The sequence below is a fragment of the Janthinobacterium sp. BCJ23 genome (assembly GCF_059617945.1).
In genome coordinates, this window is record NZ_JCAQAW010000007.1 from 280,249 (window position 1) to 296,721 (window position 16,473).

The following is a 16,473-nucleotide window of genomic DNA, read 5'->3' on the forward strand; positions in this document are numbered from 1 at the left end:
TTTCATGTCTTGTCAACGCCGAGCACCCTCGTGGATATCCGTTCCCTGCGCTATTTCGTCGAAACCGTGCGCCTGTCGAGCTTTACGCAGGCGGCCGAATCGCTGCACCTGACCCAGTCCACCATCAGCAAAATGGTGCGCCAGCTGGAAGATGAAGTGGGTGCGCAGCTGCTGGTGCGCGACGGGCGCAAGCTGACCCTGACGGACACGGGCCGCATCGTCTACCAGCACGGCCAGGAAATGCTGGCCAATATGCGCCAGCTGACGCTGGAAGTGCGCGACACCCAGGCCTTGCAGCGCGGCAGCCTGACGGTCGGCATCCCGCCCATGATCAATGTGCTGTTCACACCTGTGTTAAAAGCCTTCCGCGCGCGCCACCCGCACATCAGCCTGACGCTGCAGGAAGACACGGGCCAGCAGATCGAGCGCCAGGTGGCGGCCGGCGAGCTGGAAATCGGCTTGACGGTGCTGCCGGCCGACCCGGAACTCGATCTCGTGGCCGTGGAAGTGGCCAACTACCCGATCTGGGCCCTGGCCGAGCCGGGCACGTTCCAGAAAAACCGCACGACCCTGCCCTTCAAGGCGCTGGCCGACTTGCCGCTGGTGCTGTTAAAGGATGATTTCGCCCTCACGCGCAGCCTGCGCCAGCATTTCGCGCAAGCGGGCTTCGCGCCGACCATCGCGGCCCAGAGCGGGCAATGGGACTGGCTGGTGGCGATGGCCTCGGCGGGCCTGGGCGTGGCCCTGCTGCCCGAGCCGTTCATCCACCGCCTGGCTGGCGAACCGCTGGAGGCCGTGCGCATCGTCGAGCCGGAGGTGGCGTGGCAGGTGGCGCATATCTGGAGCGGGCGCTATCTGTCGCACGCGGCGCGCGCCTGGCTCGAGGTATGCCAGGACGTGCTGGGCACGCCGTTCGCGCATTGACGTAAAAAAGGGTGGCCGAGGCCACCCTTTTGCTTGATCACGCCACCTTGCTTACTTGGCGCTGTCGTTGTACATGCTGGCGTACTTCCAGCCGAAGTACAGAATGAAGGTGTAGCACAGGGCCGGCACGAGGAAGGACAGTTGCAGGTTGATGTGGTCTGCCAGGAAGCCCTGGATGAACGGCACGATGGCGCCGCCGACGATGGCCATGCACAGGATGCCCGAACCTTGTCCCGTTTGCGCGCCCAGCTTGTTCAGGGCCATGCTGAAGATGGTCGGGAACATGATGGAGTTGAACAGGCCGACGGCGATCAAGGCCCACATGGCTGTGTGACCGCTGGAGAACACGGCGACGAGGATCAGCGCGATCACGACGGCGGCGTTGAAGGCCAGGGTCTTGCCCGGGCTGACATAGCGCATCACGGCAAAGCCGACGAAGCGGCCCAGCATGGCGCCACCCCAGTAATAGCTGACGAAATAGGCGGCGTCCGCGTGGCTGAGGCCAGCGATATGGCTCTCGCCCAGGAAGTTGATCAGGAAGCTGCCGATGCTGACTTCACCGCCCACGTACAGGAAGATGGCCAGCGCGCCCAGCACCAGGTGGCGGTGCGACCAGATCGAGACCTTGTGGCCATCGTGCGCCAGGGCGGCCGCATCGTCGGCATGCGAAATCTTCGGCAGTTTTGCCAGCGCGAACAGCACGGCCAGGATCACCAGGGTAGCGGCCAGCACCAGGTACGGGCCCTGCACGGAGGCCGCTTCCTTGGCGCGGTAAGCCAGTTGCTCGGCCGCCGGCAGCAGGTCGAACTGCTGCACAGTCAGCACGGTGCCCGACAAGATCAGCATGCCGCCCAGCGCAGGCGCCACCGTGGTGCCCAGCGCGTTGAACGCTTGCGTCAGGGTCAAACGGCTCGATGCCGTCTGCGGGTCGCCCAGTTCCGTCACGTACGGGTTGGCCGCCACCTGCAGCACGGTGATGCCGGCCGCCAGGATGAAGAAGGACAACAGGAACAGCGCATAGCTGCCGGTCGACGCCGGGTAGAACATGGCGCAGCCGGCGGCCGCGATCAGCAGGCCGGCGACGACGCCGCGCTGGTAGCCGATCTTCTTGATCAGCATGCCGGCCGGCAGCGAAACGATGGCGTAGGCGCCAAAGAAGCAGAACTGCACCAGCATCGCCTGCACATACGTCAGGGTGTAGATCGAGCGCAGATGGGGAATCAGCACATCATTGAGCGATGTCAGCAGTCCCCACATGAAAAACAGCACCGTGACAATGATCAGGGCGCCCGTATTGTTTTGCGTGCCGGCCTGTGCGGACGGTACGCCCTGGCCTTGCTTTACGTATTCCATACCTTCTCCATTTTTCAATTCCAAGTTGATCTTGCCTGGCATGGAAGCGTTTCCACCCGGGCAGCACCAGGACGCGCAAGCGCCACGCAGATATCAGCGTGGGCCATGACTGCCATCAGCAAAACAGGGGCAGGCATGGCGCTGCTTGCGCGCGGCAGGCGCACGGCCGACCGTTTCTCGCCAAAATGATGTCTTGTAGGCGCGGCACGCCTGCGGGCTGCGTCAGAAAACAACATTCAGGACAAAACAGTCTTGTAGTAAAACTACGATACTGCGCCCGCATTATGCCTTAAAGCCCCGTATTGCGCAGCTTTCCCGCCTGTTATTCTAAAATTGAATAGCCGACATTTGAAATCAAAAGTAGCCTTATAACTTGGAATCGCTATACTTATATTGCAGTGCAGCACAACGCGGCACGCCACATAAGGAGTCTGCCATGTCTACCGCATTTACTTACCACACCACGCAAAACAGCAATATCGTCGCCACCCTGGTCCACGCCGCCAAACGCGTTGGCGCCTGGCTGAACCAAAGCAGCGACCGCCGCGAACGCGCTTACGAAGAAGCCTACCTGGCCGAATCGACGGATCGCTACGACTTGGAATACCGCATGCGCGAACTGGCCCGTGCCAACCCGCAGCCAAGCTGGATGAGCGGCCTGAGCCGTTAATATTGCCGCAGTATTGCCGCTGTCCCCAGTCGCTCACCGGCTGTTGCAACATCGATAGCGCCATCCTGCTCGCCTTGCGCTTGAGCACAGGATGGGCTATACAGGCGGGATGCACACGCCCATTACCATTCTCGCCATCGCCGGCAGCCTGCGCGCCGCCTCGCTGAACACCGCCCTGCTGCGCGCCATCGCCGGGCTTGCGCCACCGCCATTCGACATCCGCATCTATTCGGGACTCGGTGAGTTACCGCTGTTCAATCCCGACCTCGATGCCGACAGCCTGCCGGCCGTGACCGGTCTGCGCGACGCCATCCTGGCGGCCGACGTGCTGATGCTGGCCAGCCCCGAATACGCGCACGGCGTGAGCGGCCCCATGAAAAACGCGCTGGACTGGATGGTGGGAAATGAGTCGTTCATCGACAAGCCGCTGGTGCTGCTGAACGCCTCGCCGCGCGCCACGCATGCGCAGGCGGCCCTGCGCGAAACGGTGCGCACCATGTCCGCGCGCCTGATCGACGAGGCCTGTATCAGCTTGCCCCTGCTGGGGTCGGGTCTCGATGCGGAAGGCATCGCCGCGGACCCGGCATTGCGCCGGGCCATCCTCGATATGTTGCAGTGCATCAGGTCATTTTCGTGACCGTCTGCACGTTTTACTATCAATTCATCTAGTTTTACTACGTACTTCTACGGACCGCTCAATGCGGAATCATGCCCGTGAACACGTACGCCTGCAGCATGGTGATGATGCCGATGATGACGGCAAACAACAGACTGTGCTTCAAGGTAAAGCGGAACAGGTCCGATTCCTTGCCCACCAGGCCGGTCGCCGCGCAGGCGACGGCGATCGACTGGGGCGAGATCATCTTCGCCGTCACGCCGCCCGTCGTATTGGCCGCCACCATCAAGGTGTCGGACACGCCGATCTGGTGCGCCGTCGTGTTTTGCAGGGAGCAGAACAAGGCGTTCGACGACGTGTCGGACCCCGTCAGGAAGACGCCCAGCCAGCCCAGGAACGGCGAGAAGAACGGGAAGGCGGCGCCGCTGCCGGCCAGCAGCAGGGCCAGGGTGGACGACATGCCCGAGTAGTTGGCAACGAAGGCAAACGCCAGCACGAGCCCGATCGACAGCACGGGACGGCGCAACTCCACGATCGTTTCCACAAACGCCTTCAGACCATCGCGCGGCTTCATGCGCAGCATCAGCATCGACAGCACGGCCGTCAGCAAGATCGCCGTGCCCACGGCCGACAGCAGATCGAGCTTGAACACGGCGTCATACGCCTTCGGCTCGGCCACGATGGGCATCGTCTTCATCACCAGCTTGTCGAGGTAAGGCACGTGGATCTTGATGACCAGGCTGGACAACGCGCCGCCGGCGGCAAACAGTGCCTTGAAGCCGGGCAGGCTCCACACGGTGACGATGGCCGTCAACAGGCCGAACGGCGCCCAGGCGCGCATGGTCTGCGCCATCGTGTAGGGCGAGGCGGCGCGGTTGCCACCGCCACGCACGGCCGCAGCACCGCCCGCACCGCCAAAGCCGGACAGCGCAGCCGTGCCGCCGCCGACGGCATGCGCCACTTTCGCATTCTTCGGCTGCCACACTTTCAGGAACAGGGTCAGCGACACCAGGCTGACGAGGGCCGAGGTGATGTCCGGCAGTTCAGGGCCGATATGGTTCGACGTGAAGTACTGGGTGACGGCAAAGCTCAAACCCGTCACCAGCGCGGCAGGCCACACTTCGCGCACGCCGCGGAATCCATCCATCATGAAGACCAGCCAGAACGGCACCAGCAACGACAGCAGCGGCAACTGGCGGCCCGCCATGGCGCCGATCAGGAACGGGTCGATACCCGTCACCTGCCCCGCCACGATGATGGGGATGCCCATGGCGCCAAAGGCGACGGGCGCCGTGTTGGCGATCAGGCACAGGCCCGCCGCATACAGCGGGTTGAAGCCCAGGCCCACCAGCAGCGCCGAGGTGATCGCCACGGGCGCGCCGAAACCGGCCGCCCCTTCCAGGAAGGCGCCGAAGGCAAAGCCGATTAACAGCACCTGCAGGCGCTGGTCGTCCGTGACGGACAGCACGGAGGCGCGGATGATGTCGATCTGCCCCGTCTTGACGACGATCTTGTACAGGAAGACGGCCGTGACGATGATCCAGGCGATCGGCCACAAGCCGTACGCAAAACCGTAGCCGGCCGCCGCCAGCGCCTGCGGCACGGGCATGCCGTAGGCGAAGATGGCGACGGCCAGCGCCAGCGCCAGGGTGACGGCGGCCGCCACGTGTCCCTTGATGCGCAGCGCCGCCAGCGCGATGAAGAAGAAAATGATGGGAATGGCTGCCGCCAGCGACGACAGCCACAAGCTGCCGAGCGGTGTATAAAGTTGGGTCCAGGATTGCATGTCGGGTCTCCTCCGGTGGATGCGGGTTAAGTGAAAAAACGGCTTTTGATGTAATTGTGTGTAGCGTGTTTTTTGCGGTGCTCCGGGAACGGGCTATTCTTCCTGCCCCCGTGCATTGAGCAGGTCGGCCAGGCTGCGCGGCGCCGGCGTCAATGGCTTGCGGTGCTGCGTCCAGCCCAGCTGCGCGCGCGGCGTCAGCATGCGCAGCCGCGTGGCGGCCCAGCGGAACAGCCGGTAGCTGGCGGGGCGCGCGAAGGCGCCGCTCCAGAAGCGCCAGATCAGGCTTTCGCTGCGGCTGAACTTGGCGCCCTGCCCGCGCAGCGGATGGCTGACTTCCTCGTTCGGATTGCGGTTCGCTTCCGTGCGCAGGCGCACCAGCAGCTGTGGAATCGGAATGCGTACGGGACATACTTCGCCGCAGGCGCCGCACAGGCTCGATGCGGTGGCCAGATCCGCCGTCGCAGCTAGTCCCAGCAAATGCGGCGAGATGATCTTGCCGATCGGCCCCGGATACGTGGTGCCGTAGGCGTGGCCGCCGATGCGCGTGTAGACGGGACAGTGGTTCATGCAGGCGCCGCAGCGTATGCATTGCAAGGTGGCGCGCAGCTGCTCGTCGGCGTAGGCCTGGCTGCGGCCGTTGTCGAGCAAGACCAGGTGCACTTCGCGCGGCCCATCTTTTTCACCGGCGCGGCGCGGGCCGGAAATCAGGTTGAAATACGTGGTGATGGCCTGGCCCGTGGCCGAGCGCGTCAGGAGGCTGGTCAGTGGCACGATATGTTCGAGCTTGGCCACCACTTTTTCCATGCCCATGATGGCGATGTGCACGTCCGGCACAGACGTCGTCAAGCGGCCATTGCCCTCGTTTTCCACCAGCCACAAGGTGCCTGTGTCGGCCGCCGCGAAGTTCACGCCCGACAGGCCGATATCGGCGTCGACGAAGGCCTGGCGCAGGGCGCGCCGCCCCGTCTGGATCAGGCTGTCGACATCTTCCGTGTAGGGCGCGTCGGGGATATGCTCGGCGAACAGGCCGGCGATGTCGGCCTTCGTCTTGTGAATGGCCGGCATGACGATATGCGACGGCTTTTCGCCGGCCAGTTGCACGATGTACTCGCCCATGTCCGATTCCAGGCACGTCATGCCGCGCGCTTCCAGGTAGTGGTTGAGCTCGATTTCCTCGCTGGCCATCGACTTGCCCTTGATGAAGCGCGTCGCCCGGTTCCTTTCGGCGATGGCGTGGATGATGGCATTGGCCTGCTCGCCATCTTCGGCCCAGTGCACCTGCACGCCGGACGCCGTCAGCTTGTCTTCCAGCTGCACCAGCAAATCGGGCAGGCGCGCCAGCGCGTGCTGGCGCACGGCTTCGCCGATGTCGCGCAGGCGTTCCAGTTCGTCGCCGTCGGGGAATTGCGTCTTGCGCTTGTCCTGTAAAAAATCCATGGCGCCGCGAAAGCTCTGGCGCAGTTTCGGGTCGTCCAGCGCGGCGCGGGCGCGCGCATGGAAATCGGCCGGCTTGACGAATTGCAGGGGCTTGGCGTTCATGGCTGGCCTCCTTTATCGGCAGATAAATCATCGATGATCAGCACCCACAGCCAGCGCGGGCCATGCGCGCCATAGGCCAGCGTCTGCTGGATATCGGACGTTTTCGAGGGGCCGGACACCAGCACCAGGTTGGCCGGCATGCCGTCCGCCCAGCGCTCGGCGCGCGCCGCCGCGTGCAAGTCCACATGCAGGGTGCTCGCATACACAAGACAGATATGCAAAGGGGGCGCCAGGGACACCGTGCGCGGCGTGGCCGCATCGGGTGCGATGACCAGGGTGCCCGTGGCGGCGATGCCGGAGCGCGCGATGGTGAAACCCGCATCGACGGTGTCGAACAGTTCACTTTTCCACTGCGCCAGCGGACGCGTGAATGACAGCGTCTCCACCGCAGGTGGCAAGGCGGCGCGCAAGGCCTGCCCTTCGGCGCTGCCGGTATCGAGCAGCAAACGGCGCACGCCGTGTTCACCGAGGCGCTGCGCCAGCAGGGCGGGCCAGGTGTCCACGCTCACACAGTCGACTTGCGCGTGCGAGACGCGCAAGGCGGCCTGCATGGCGGCGATCCTGTCCCGTGCCGGCAGCGGCGCGGCGGCGCGGCGCGCCAGGTAGTGCTGGTCGATGGCCGTATCGATGAGCTCCACCGCTTCGGGTGCGGCGGGCGCGGCGGCGCGCAGGCGTCCCAGCATGCGTTCGCGGGCGGTCAGGATCGCGCTCATGCCGCGCCTCCCGTACGGCGCCACAAAAAGCTGGCCATATGCTCGACGGGTAGCGGCGCGCCCTGGTGCTGCGCGGCGTGGCCGATATTGAGCAGGCAGCCGCAGTCGGCCGAGACGAGCCGGTCGCAGCCCGTGGCGCAGGCTGAGGCGATCTTGTCGCTGACCATGGCACCGGAAATATCGGGGTGCTTCAATGAAAACGTGCCGCCAAAGCCGCAGCATTCCGATTCGCGCTGGTGTTCGATGCGCGTCACGCCGGGCAAGGCATCGACCAGGGCCACGCCGTGGGTGCGCGTACCCATTTCGCGGCGCGCGCCGCACGAGGTATGCAGCACCACGTTTTCATCGGCCTGCGCGGCGGCGCCCATGCCGGCCAGGTCGAGCTGCAGCACGCAGACGAGAAATTCGCTCAGTTCATATACGCGCTCGGCCAGCTCCAAGGCCTTGGGGCCGGCCACCGGGTCGTCCTGGAACAGCTGCGGCCAATGGTGGCGCATCATGCCGGCGCAGGAACCGGACGGCACGATCACGGGCCACGGCTGCGCGAACAGATCGAGTTGGGCGCGGGCCACGGCGCGCGCCTGTTCCGGATTGCCGCTGCTGTAAGCGGGCTGGCCGCAGCAGCTCTGGCCGCGCGGATAATGCACGAGCAAGCCTTCCCGCTCCAGCAGGCGTACGGCATCGAGCCCCGCCTGTGGCACGAACAGGTCGACCAGGCAGGTGGCGAACAGGTACACCTGCGGCGGTGGCGATGGATAGTGGCGTGGCTGGCGCGGGTCTGGCTGCATGCGTTGTCTCCCCGGCGCTCTGTGTGTTGCTGCGGCGCCGCTGTGTGTTGTTAAGAATGACCGGTTCACGCATAATTCCAGCTTCCGCAAGCCACTTCAAATTGCTCGGACCACTTTAAAACAACACCGGAAGACATCGATGGCGACAGGCATGCAAACGCGGGGCAGGGTCGAGATGGTGATGCGCAGGCTGGAAACGGCCCTGCTGGACGGCAGCTTGCCGGCGGGCGCGCAGCTGCCGGCCGAACGCCTGCTGGCGCAGCAATATGCCGTCTCGCGCAACACCGTGCGCGAAGCGGTGCAGCGGCTGGCGGCGCGGGGCCTCGTGCGCAGCCGGCGCGGCGCCGGCGTGTTCGTGACCGATCAATTGCGCACCGGCATGGCTTCGCCGTGGAGCCAGCTGGTGGCCGACCACCCCGCCCTGCGCGACGACATCCTGGAATTTCGCCGCGTGCTGGAAGGGGCGACGGCGTACTTTGCCGCGCAGCGGGCCAGCGGGGACGAGCGCGCGCAGATCATGGCGCTGCTGGCCGAGCTGGAACAGGCGCGCGCCAGCGACGACAAGCACGGCGAGGCGCAGGCCGACGCGCGCCTGCATGAAGTCATCGCCCAGGCGTCGCACAACACCATGTTTTTGCACTTGCACACCAGCATCATCGGCATGCTGCGCGAACACATCACCATCAATGGCACGGGCTTGCGCCAGCAGGACGACGCCACTTCGCTGCAGCTGCTGTCGCAGCACCGCACCCTGTGCGTAGCGATCTGCGCCAGCCAGCCAGAGGAAGCGCGCACGGCCATGCAAAGCCACATCGATTTCGTGCGCACGCGCGTCACCAGCGATGACGATTGAGGCCACTGGTAGGACCAGTACCTGCGCACAGCGGCCGCAAAAACTGCTAACATCGCGCGCCGCCCACTGATCCCTCCTGCCATGACCGTCCTCGTCCACACCCATCCGCTGGTGCTCCAGCTGGAAAACGACTTGCTGCCCCTGTTTCGCGCCGCCCTGCCACCACTAGCGGCCGCCGCGCCACGGGTGCTCGCCTCGGTCTTCGCCTTTTCCAGCGGCACGGCCAGCGCCTTCCAGGACTATCACTTCGGCATTTCCTGCCTGCTCGCAGACGTGCACGACGATGCCCCGGAGGAAGTCGCCCTGCTGGTCGGCGTCACGGGCCTCGATGCGGGCGCCCGGCTCAGCGCCCAGGTCGTTTGGGGCCAGCCATCGGGCCAGGTGGAAATGCAAGCTGAACTGCAGGCAGATGACTTGCCAACCCTGCATGCGGCCCTGCCCGGCTTGCTGGCTGGCTTGCAACAGGCAGCCAGCCGGGGCGCACCAGCAAGATGACAGGTGCATGAAAAAGTGCCAGGAAACAACAACTTACGCTTTCCTCTACGCAACTTTGTTGACTTCCACTAGCCCCAGCCCCTATCCTTTCAGTTACGTTTGGTGAGAATGTGTGCGTGTTCATGCGAGCATGCAAGCGGCATCGCCTTGCCTCCCAAAAAGTCCATTCCGCATTTTTATTGCAACCATCAGGGCAACGCGCCTGAACGGCCGCTGCCAGCAAATACGGAGCTGACTGCCATGCCATCGCACCACCATTTTCCTGCAACACCATTGCTCGGCTGCCTCCTGCTGCTGGCCGTCCTGCCCGTGCAGGCGCAGACCACGGACAGCCCCGCCGCCACCTTTACCGCCAATGCCAGTCTCACATCGCAATACATCTCGCGCGGCTTTCGCCAGACCTGGGGCAAGCCGGCGCTGCAGGCGGGGGCCGACTATGCGCACCCGAGCGGCTGGTCGCTGGGCACGTGGGCGTCCACCGTCAGCGACCGCTATATCGAGGATGCGACCATCGAATGGGACGTGTACGGCGGCTACAGCGGCACGGTCGGTGAACTCGGCTACAGCGTGCTGGCCTACTATTACAAGTATCCGGGCGCCGTCTACCGCGCCACGGGCGTGAAGTACGACTATGGCGAACTGTCGCTGGGCCTCAGCTACAAGATGCTGTACGCCAAGTACAACCGCACGGTCACGCCGGACTTCTTCGGCATCAGCAATGCGCGCGGCACGGGCTACCTGGACGTGGGCGCGAATGTCGACCTGGGCAATGCCTGGACCTTGAACCTGCACGCCGGCAATGGCCGGGTGGCGGGCACAGGCAACGCCATCTGGAACTGGCGCGACGCCAAGATCGGTGTCACCCGGACCTTCGACGGCGGCTGGAGCGCCAGCGCCGCCGTCACGCGCGCCTGGGGCGCCACCGATGCCTACGACCATTACACCTTGGGCATCCCGAATGCGGCCGGCCAGTTCGACACGTCGAATCCCGCCGCGACCACGCTGGTCGTGGCCATCAGCAAGACGTTCTAGGCGCGCCACCCGCGACGCCCATGACACCAATACCCCTCCCCATCAAGGAACAGCATCATGCAACTCTCACTGAACAGTAAAATCTGCGTCGCCGCCACCGCGCTCGCCGTCCTCAGCCTCGGCGTCACGGCGGCCGTGATCGGCTACAAGAGCAGCGCGAGCGCCGAAGCGGCCGCGCTGGACTTGGCGCGCACGTCGGCGCGCGAAGTGGCCGGCGCCTTGCAGGCGCGCATCGCCAGCAACCTGTCCAGCGTGTCCAGCCTGGCCGGCGCCATGCGCGGCACCAAGAGCGCCAGCCTGCCCCTGCAGCGCGAGCAGATCAATGAACTGACCAAGGCAACATTGACCAGTTCGGAAGACTTGCTGGGCTCGGCCGTGACGTGGGAGCCGAACGCGCTCGACGGCAAGGATGCGGATTTCGCCAACCAGAAGCCGTACTACGACGCCAGCGGCCGCTTCATGCCCTACTGGACGCGGGGCGCCGGCGGCAAGCTGCAAGTCGAACCCATCGTCTTCGACCCGAAACCGGGCGCCAACGACTGGTATGACGTGCCCAAGCGCACAGGCAAGACTTACTTTACGGAACCGTACATCTACCCCGTCGATGGCAAGAATGTACTGATGGCCTCGCTGGTGGCGCCCATCATGATCGACGGCAGCTTCAAGGGCGTGGCCAGCGCCGACTTCATGCTTACGCGCCTGGCGAAAATCCTCGCCGACCTGAAAGTGATCGAGGGCGGCAAGCTGGCCCTGATCTCGAACGGCGGCCTGTACGCGAGCCACCCCGTGCCCGAGCGGCTGGGCAAGAAGGCCGACGACGTGCCGGCCGCCGGCCTGGAAAAGGTACGCCAGGGCCAGCCGTATGAATATGAGGACGACAAGGGTTACATCCATTTGCTGCAGCCGCTGCAGATACACCCCGATATCGCGCCCTGGAGCGTGGAGCTGAATTTCCCGAAAAGCGTGGCCACGGCCTCGGCGCGCGACCTGATGATCTACACCCTGATCGTCGCCCTGCTGTGCGCGGCGGCCACGGCCGGTATTTTGATTCTCGTCGTCAACCAGCTGACGCGCCCCCTGCGTACCCTGGGCCGCACCATGACGGACCTGTCGAGCGGCGACGCCGACCTGCGCGTCAAGCTGGAAGTCAAGGGCACGGACGAGCTGGCCGTGATCGGCAAGGGTTTCAACGCCTTCGTGGAAAAGATCCACGCCGTGCTGCTGCAAGTGCAGGCCAGTGCCGACAACGTGGCGCGTGCCAGCGCGGAAATTGCGCAAGGCAATAACGACCTGTCGGCCCGCACGGAACAGCAAGCCAGTTCACTGGAAGAAACGGCCGCTTCGGTGGAAGAGCTGACGGGCACGGTCAAGGAAAACGCCGACCATGCGCGCCAGGCGAATCAACTGGCCGCATCCGCCTCCAGCGTGGCGCAAAAGAGCGGCGAAGTGGTCGGCAAGGTGATTGAAACGATGACCTCGATTAACGACTCGTCGAACAAGATCGTCGATATCATTTCCGTCATCGACGGAATCGCTTTCCAGACGAACATCCTGGCCTTGAACGCGGCCGTGGAAGCGGCGCGCGCGGGCGAACAGGGCCGCGGTTTCGCCGTCGTCGCCACGGAAGTGCGCAACCTGGCGCAACGCTCGGCGGCGGCCGCCAAGGAAATCAAGCTGCTGATCGACGACTCCGTCGGCAAGGTGGCGGCCGGCAGCAAGCTCGTCGACGAAGCCGGCGCCACCATGGAACAGGTGGTCGACAGCGTGCGCAAGGTCACCGCCATCATGGCCGACATCAGCGTCGCCACCACCGAGCAAAGCGACGGCATCGCCCAGGTCAACCAGGCGCTGGCGCAAATGGATGGCGTGACGCAGCAGAACGCGGCCCTGGTCGAGGAAGCGGCAGCCGCCGCCGAAAGCCTGCAAGACCAGGCCAGCCATCTGGCCGAGGTGGTCAGCGTGTTCAAGCTGGGTGCACAGCAGCAAACGACGCCGCAGGCAATGCCGGCGGTGAAAAAATCAGCGCCGCTGCCAGCCAAGCGCCTGAGCGTTGCCAAGCCGGCGCCCGCGGAAAGAGCGCAGGCCAAGGCGCCGGCCGGCGATGATTGGGAAGAGTTTTAAGCCTGTCTTGCCAGGCGGCTGCGAGTGCCCTTGATCTATATCAAGTCACGAATACATTCGGTGAGAATTGCCCCTGATCCATCCTTTTATACTGTTGCCGCGTCTACGGCACGCATGCTTGCCGGAATAAAAGGATGGAGCATGAAAAAATTCGTGGCAATATTCCTGACATCAAGCACGGCACTGCTGGCTGGCTGCGGCGGTGGCGGCAGCAGTGATCCAGGCAATTCCAATGCAGGCTCGACCCTGGCACCCTACGTCGGTACCTGGCAAGCGCCGTGCGACGAACATGAACGCCAGACCATGGTGGTCGCAGCCAAGGCCGATGGCAGCGGCGCGATGGAACTGACCTCCACCATCGAAACCTATCTCAAGACCGGCTGCAGCGGCACCTTGCTGGGCACGGAAACCATGACCGCAAAGATGAGCGCGACACCGGATGGCGTGGCCGATGTTCTCGTCAAGCTGACGGAGAATGGAGCCGCCAGCAATGTGCGCATCGACAAGCTGAACCTGTCCATGCCCGCCTATACCTTCAACGTCACGGGACCTGGCGTGCAATACGTGAAGAAAGATGGCAAACAGCAATGGTGCATCGAATATGAAGGCGGCTCCACCTGCCTGCTCGACGAAGGCATGCGCCCGGCGCAAACCATTAAAGGCGGCATCCTCTTGCGCGACAACAAGCTCTACACCTTATCGCATAACGGCAGCAGTTATGAGCCCGACATGCTGTACGTGAAAAAATAAGCGCGTGACTGGCTGCGGGGCCCACGGCCCTGCTGCTTCATGGCCTCGAGCCCGTCAGCGAGGGTAGGTGTAGAATCGAACAGACATTGCAAAAGCAGAAAGCTATCCTGTTAAAAAAGGAGCTTGCCATGTCGACCAACGCTTTCTCCCTGCCGTCCGACGCCGCGCTGGCCACCCTCTTGCCGCCGCAGGACAGCGCCTTCACCCCCATCGACGGCTTGCGGCGCCTGCGCGACGCGGGCCTGGACCAGCTGCCGCTGCCCGGCCACGGCGCCACCCTGCGGCGCTGGCAAATGCTGGCCGCCATCGCCGCCATCGACCTGTCCCTGCTCAAGCTGTACGAAGGCCATACGGATGCGCTGGCCATCCTAGCGGAACTCGGCGGCCCCGGCGCGCCGGCCGGCAGCAGCTGGGGCGTCTGGAGCGCGGACATGCCGGACGCGCGCGTGCGCTTGCGGCAGATGGCCGATGGCCGCCATGTGCTCGACGGGCGCAAGGCCTGGTGTGCCGGCGCACATGGCCTCAGCCATGCCTTGATCAGCTGCTGGAACGACGCTCACCAGGCTTGCCTGGCCACCGTAGACCTGTCGCAGCCCGGCGTGCGCGTCACGGACGAAGGCTGGCAAGCCATCGGCATGCGCGCCTGCGCCAGCGTCGACGTGACCTTTTCCGCTGCGCGCGTCTTTCCCGTCGGCGCGCCAGGCGCCTATCTTGAGCGGCCCGGCTACTGGCATGGCAGCGCCGGCATCGCGGCCGCGTGGTATGGCGCCGCCTGCGCCATCGCCAGCCACCTGCATGCGCGCGCGCAGCACGCCGCCCCCGATCCCGTGCGCCTGGCCCAACTGGGCCAGATCGACTGCGCCCTGCGCGCGGCCGGCGCCCTGCTGCGCGAAGGCGCTGCCGAGATCGACGCGCATCCGCAACGCGACGCCATGGCCCTGGCGCTGCGCCTGCGCCTGGCCGTGGAAGACGCGGCCACCCTGGTGCTGCACCTGGCCACGCGCGCGCTGGGTGCCGGTCCCCTGTGCCGCGATGCCCATTTCGCGCGCCTGGCGGCCGACCTGCCAGTCTTCCTGCGCCAGAGCCATGCGGAACGCGACCAGGCCGTGCTGGGCGGCATCGTCGCCGGCGCGGAAGAACATCCGTGGACGCTGTGAGGGCGCGCAGACAAAAAATCGCCGGACCGGATGGACTCCGGGCCGGCGATCAGGACTAGTCTGACTGGATGATTACTTGAGCGGCATCGCGATACCGAACATCACGGACTGGGTACGTCCGCTATCGATGTTCAGATTGCTGTTGTAGTCCAGCGTGATGGTCATGCCGTTCGACAGCAGCAGCTTGACGCCCAGGCCCGCCGCCCAGTTGCCCGTCTGCTGCGGCACCGTGCGGATCACGTACACGGGGCCTTCGGCCACCAGGTCGGCATATGCCAGGCGCGCATCATCGGCGCCCTGGAACTGGTGCCGGTACTCGAGCCGTGCGCGCGGGAACCACGTGCCCAGGCCGCCCACATAGATGCCTTCGGCCCGCACACCGAGCGCGCCGATGCGCGATCGCACGGTCTGCTTGAAGTAGCTCAGGGCGTTGATGCCCGCCGCCTTTTCCATGTACGGATCGAGCTTGGCCGACATCAGTTCCACGCGGCCGTACGGCGACCACATCCAGGTGTCATGGCGCATCTCGATACCGCCGACCAGCGCACCGAACACCTGCTTGCCGTCGCGCTCGCCCGTGGCGAAACCGCTGCCATCGGCGAGGTAGCGCGAAGCGTCGTACTGCAAGGTGCCGTAGCCAAGCACGCCGTCAAGGAAGACGCCCTTGCTCGGACGCAGGCTGCCATACACGGCCGCCACGGCGCTGTCGGCCGTGCTGCGGCTGCCGTTCTGGCCCACGTCGCTGCGGTCATGGCTGAAACCGGCGCCGACGCCCAAAGTCGCCAGGTCGCTGAGGCGGTAGTCGCCGCCCACGCTCACGCCATTGGTGCGGAAGCGGAAGCCCGTGTCGCGGCCATTCACATAGTGCTGGCCGAAATCGACCGCGCCACCGAGCCACAGCGCTAAGGCCTGCTTCTGCGTATCGGGCTTTTGCGGCATGTCCGGCAAGCCGCTGGTAGCGCCGCTGACATCGACCTGCTGCCGCTCGCCGCTGAAACCGGCGTCATGCTGGCGCAAGGCCGCCTTGCGCATGAACGGTTTGACGGCCGTGCCGAACACGCGGTCCGCTTCGTCCGCCTGCCAGCGCGCCAGCGCCGCCGTCGGATTGCCGCTGTCGTTCGGCGGCGTCAGGCTCAGGCCAAAGCTCGACCTTCCCCAGCCATCGCCATGCAGGCTTTCCAGGCGCTGCGTGAAGTTCGACAGCTGCGCGCTGGCGAAACGCCGTGCCGCGTCCGCTTGCGCCGCCTGCAGGCCGATCACTTCCGGATCGACCGACGGGTCGCGCCGCGCCGTCACGGTCACATTCACCACACCCGGTTTCGAGGTCGCATACGCATTGCTCAGGGTGTAGCTGACGACGGCCGCGCCGGCGAACTTGCCCGAGGCCGCAAAGCTCAGCTGGTACGACGGCTTGCCGGCCGTGCCGATATCGCGCACCACCACCTTGCCCGCTTCGGCCGGCGCCACACTCAGCACATTCGCCGCCGTAAACGGGCCGCCCGTGGCGCCCGCCGTCAGGTCGACAGTGACCGTCAGGCCGGCCACCACCGTGACGCTCTGGCTGAGCACTTGCGGCATCGGATTGACGGTAATGGTCGACGTCACCGGCGCCGAGGTGCCGAACGCATTCGACAAGGTATAGCCGATGTTGATCTCGCCGCTGGTGTTGATGCCTG

The 16,473-nt window shown here is 65.1% G+C and carries 15 protein-coding genes; 9 read left to right on the forward strand and 6 right to left on the reverse strand.

Annotated elements, in window-relative coordinates; all coding sequences use genetic code 11:
- Positions 1 to 30: 30 nt before the first annotated feature.
- Positions 31 to 924 carry a LysR substrate-binding domain-containing protein gene (locus tag AC54AG_RS21550; protein WP_496631541.1) on the forward strand — a complete coding sequence of 298 codons (894 nt, stop codon included), beginning with the start codon at positions 31 to 33 and terminating at the stop codon, positions 922 to 924.
- Positions 925 to 975: 51 nt separating this feature from the next.
- Here AC54AG_RS21550 and fucP read toward each other — a convergent pair whose 3' ends face one another.
- Positions 976 to 2,277 carry an L-fucose:H+ symporter permease gene (fucP, locus tag AC54AG_RS21555; protein WP_070301562.1) on the reverse strand — a complete coding sequence of 434 codons (1,302 nt, stop codon included), beginning with the start codon at positions 2,275 to 2,277 and terminating at the stop codon, positions 976 to 978.
- Between the two features lie 436 nt (positions 2,278 to 2,713).
- On the opposite strand from fucP, the gene AC54AG_RS21560 reads away from it, so the two are divergent.
- Positions 2,714 to 2,947, forward strand: coding sequence for a DUF3563 family protein (locus AC54AG_RS21560; protein WP_080698581.1), 234 nt, complete (start codon positions 2,714 to 2,716; stop codon positions 2,945 to 2,947).
- Between the two features lie 109 nt (positions 2,948 to 3,056).
- The gene (locus AC54AG_RS21565) at positions 3,057 to 3,584 is read left to right on the forward strand and encodes an NADPH-dependent FMN reductase (RefSeq protein WP_496631542.1); all 528 of its coding nucleotides are present in this window, start codon (positions 3,057 to 3,059) and stop codon (positions 3,582 to 3,584) included.
- 58 nt (positions 3,585 to 3,642) lie between these two features.
- Here the strand turns inward: AC54AG_RS21565 and AC54AG_RS21570 are convergent, their stop codons facing one another.
- From AC54AG_RS21570 to AC54AG_RS21585, 4 genes are all read right to left on the reverse strand, one after another.
- A complete protein-coding gene (locus AC54AG_RS21570) occupies positions 3,643 to 5,349 on the reverse strand; it encodes a lactate permease LctP family transporter (protein WP_496631543.1) in 1,707 nt (568 codons plus the stop codon).
- A 93-nt stretch (positions 5,350 to 5,442) separates the two neighbouring features.
- On the reverse strand, positions 5,443 to 6,888 hold the full coding sequence (locus tag AC54AG_RS21575; protein ID WP_496631544.1) for a LutB/LldF family L-lactate oxidation iron-sulfur protein: 1,446 nt from the start codon (positions 6,886 to 6,888) through the stop codon (positions 5,443 to 5,445).
- Entirely contained in the window at positions 6,885 to 7,601 is a 717-nt protein-coding gene (locus tag AC54AG_RS21580; RefSeq protein WP_496631545.1) for a LutC/YkgG family protein, read from the reverse strand. The genes AC54AG_RS21575 and AC54AG_RS21580 overlap by 4 nt, the downstream gene beginning before the upstream one ends.
- Entirely contained in the window at positions 7,598 to 8,389 is a 792-nt protein-coding gene (locus AC54AG_RS21585; protein WP_219327466.1) for a (Fe-S)-binding protein, read from the reverse strand. The genes AC54AG_RS21580 and AC54AG_RS21585 overlap by 4 nt, the downstream gene beginning before the upstream one ends.
- A gap of 151 nt (positions 8,390 to 8,540) precedes the next feature.
- Here AC54AG_RS21585 and AC54AG_RS21590 point away from each other — a divergent pair, with 151 nt between their 5' ends.
- The 6 genes from AC54AG_RS21590 to AC54AG_RS21615 all read left to right on the forward strand — a co-directional run bounded on the left by AC54AG_RS21590 (position 8,541) and on the right by AC54AG_RS21615 (position 14,797).
- The gene (locus tag AC54AG_RS21590) at positions 8,541 to 9,242 is read left to right on the forward strand and encodes a FadR/GntR family transcriptional regulator (protein ID WP_254798325.1); all 702 of its coding nucleotides are present in this window, start codon (positions 8,541 to 8,543) and stop codon (positions 9,240 to 9,242) included.
- Between the two features lie 81 nt (positions 9,243 to 9,323).
- Positions 9,324 to 9,737 (forward strand): hypothetical protein, encoded by a 414-nt coding sequence (locus AC54AG_RS21595; protein WP_496631546.1) that lies wholly within the window; start codon positions 9,324 to 9,326, stop codon positions 9,735 to 9,737.
- Positions 9,738 to 9,977: 240 nt separating this feature from the next.
- Entirely contained in the window at positions 9,978 to 10,769 is a 792-nt protein-coding gene (locus AC54AG_RS21600; protein WP_496631547.1) for a TorF family putative porin, read from the forward strand.
- A gap of 57 nt (positions 10,770 to 10,826) precedes the next feature.
- Entirely contained in the window at positions 10,827 to 12,890 is a 2,064-nt protein-coding gene (locus tag AC54AG_RS21605) for a methyl-accepting chemotaxis protein (protein ID WP_496631548.1), read from the forward strand.
- A 141-nt stretch (positions 12,891 to 13,031) separates the two neighbouring features.
- On the forward strand, positions 13,032 to 13,640 hold the full coding sequence (locus tag AC54AG_RS21610) for a hypothetical protein (RefSeq protein ID WP_331778071.1): 609 nt from the start codon (positions 13,032 to 13,034) through the stop codon (positions 13,638 to 13,640).
- Positions 13,641 to 13,768: 128 nt separating this feature from the next.
- A complete protein-coding gene (locus AC54AG_RS21615; protein WP_331778072.1) occupies positions 13,769 to 14,797 on the forward strand; it encodes an acyl-CoA dehydrogenase family protein in 1,029 nt (342 codons plus the stop codon).
- Positions 14,798 to 14,869: 72 nt separating this feature from the next.
- Here AC54AG_RS21615 and AC54AG_RS21620 read toward each other — a convergent pair.
- A partial coding sequence (locus AC54AG_RS21620) for an autotransporter domain-containing protein (RefSeq protein WP_496631549.1) occupies positions 14,870 to 16,473 on the reverse strand: 1,604 nt, incomplete at its 5' end.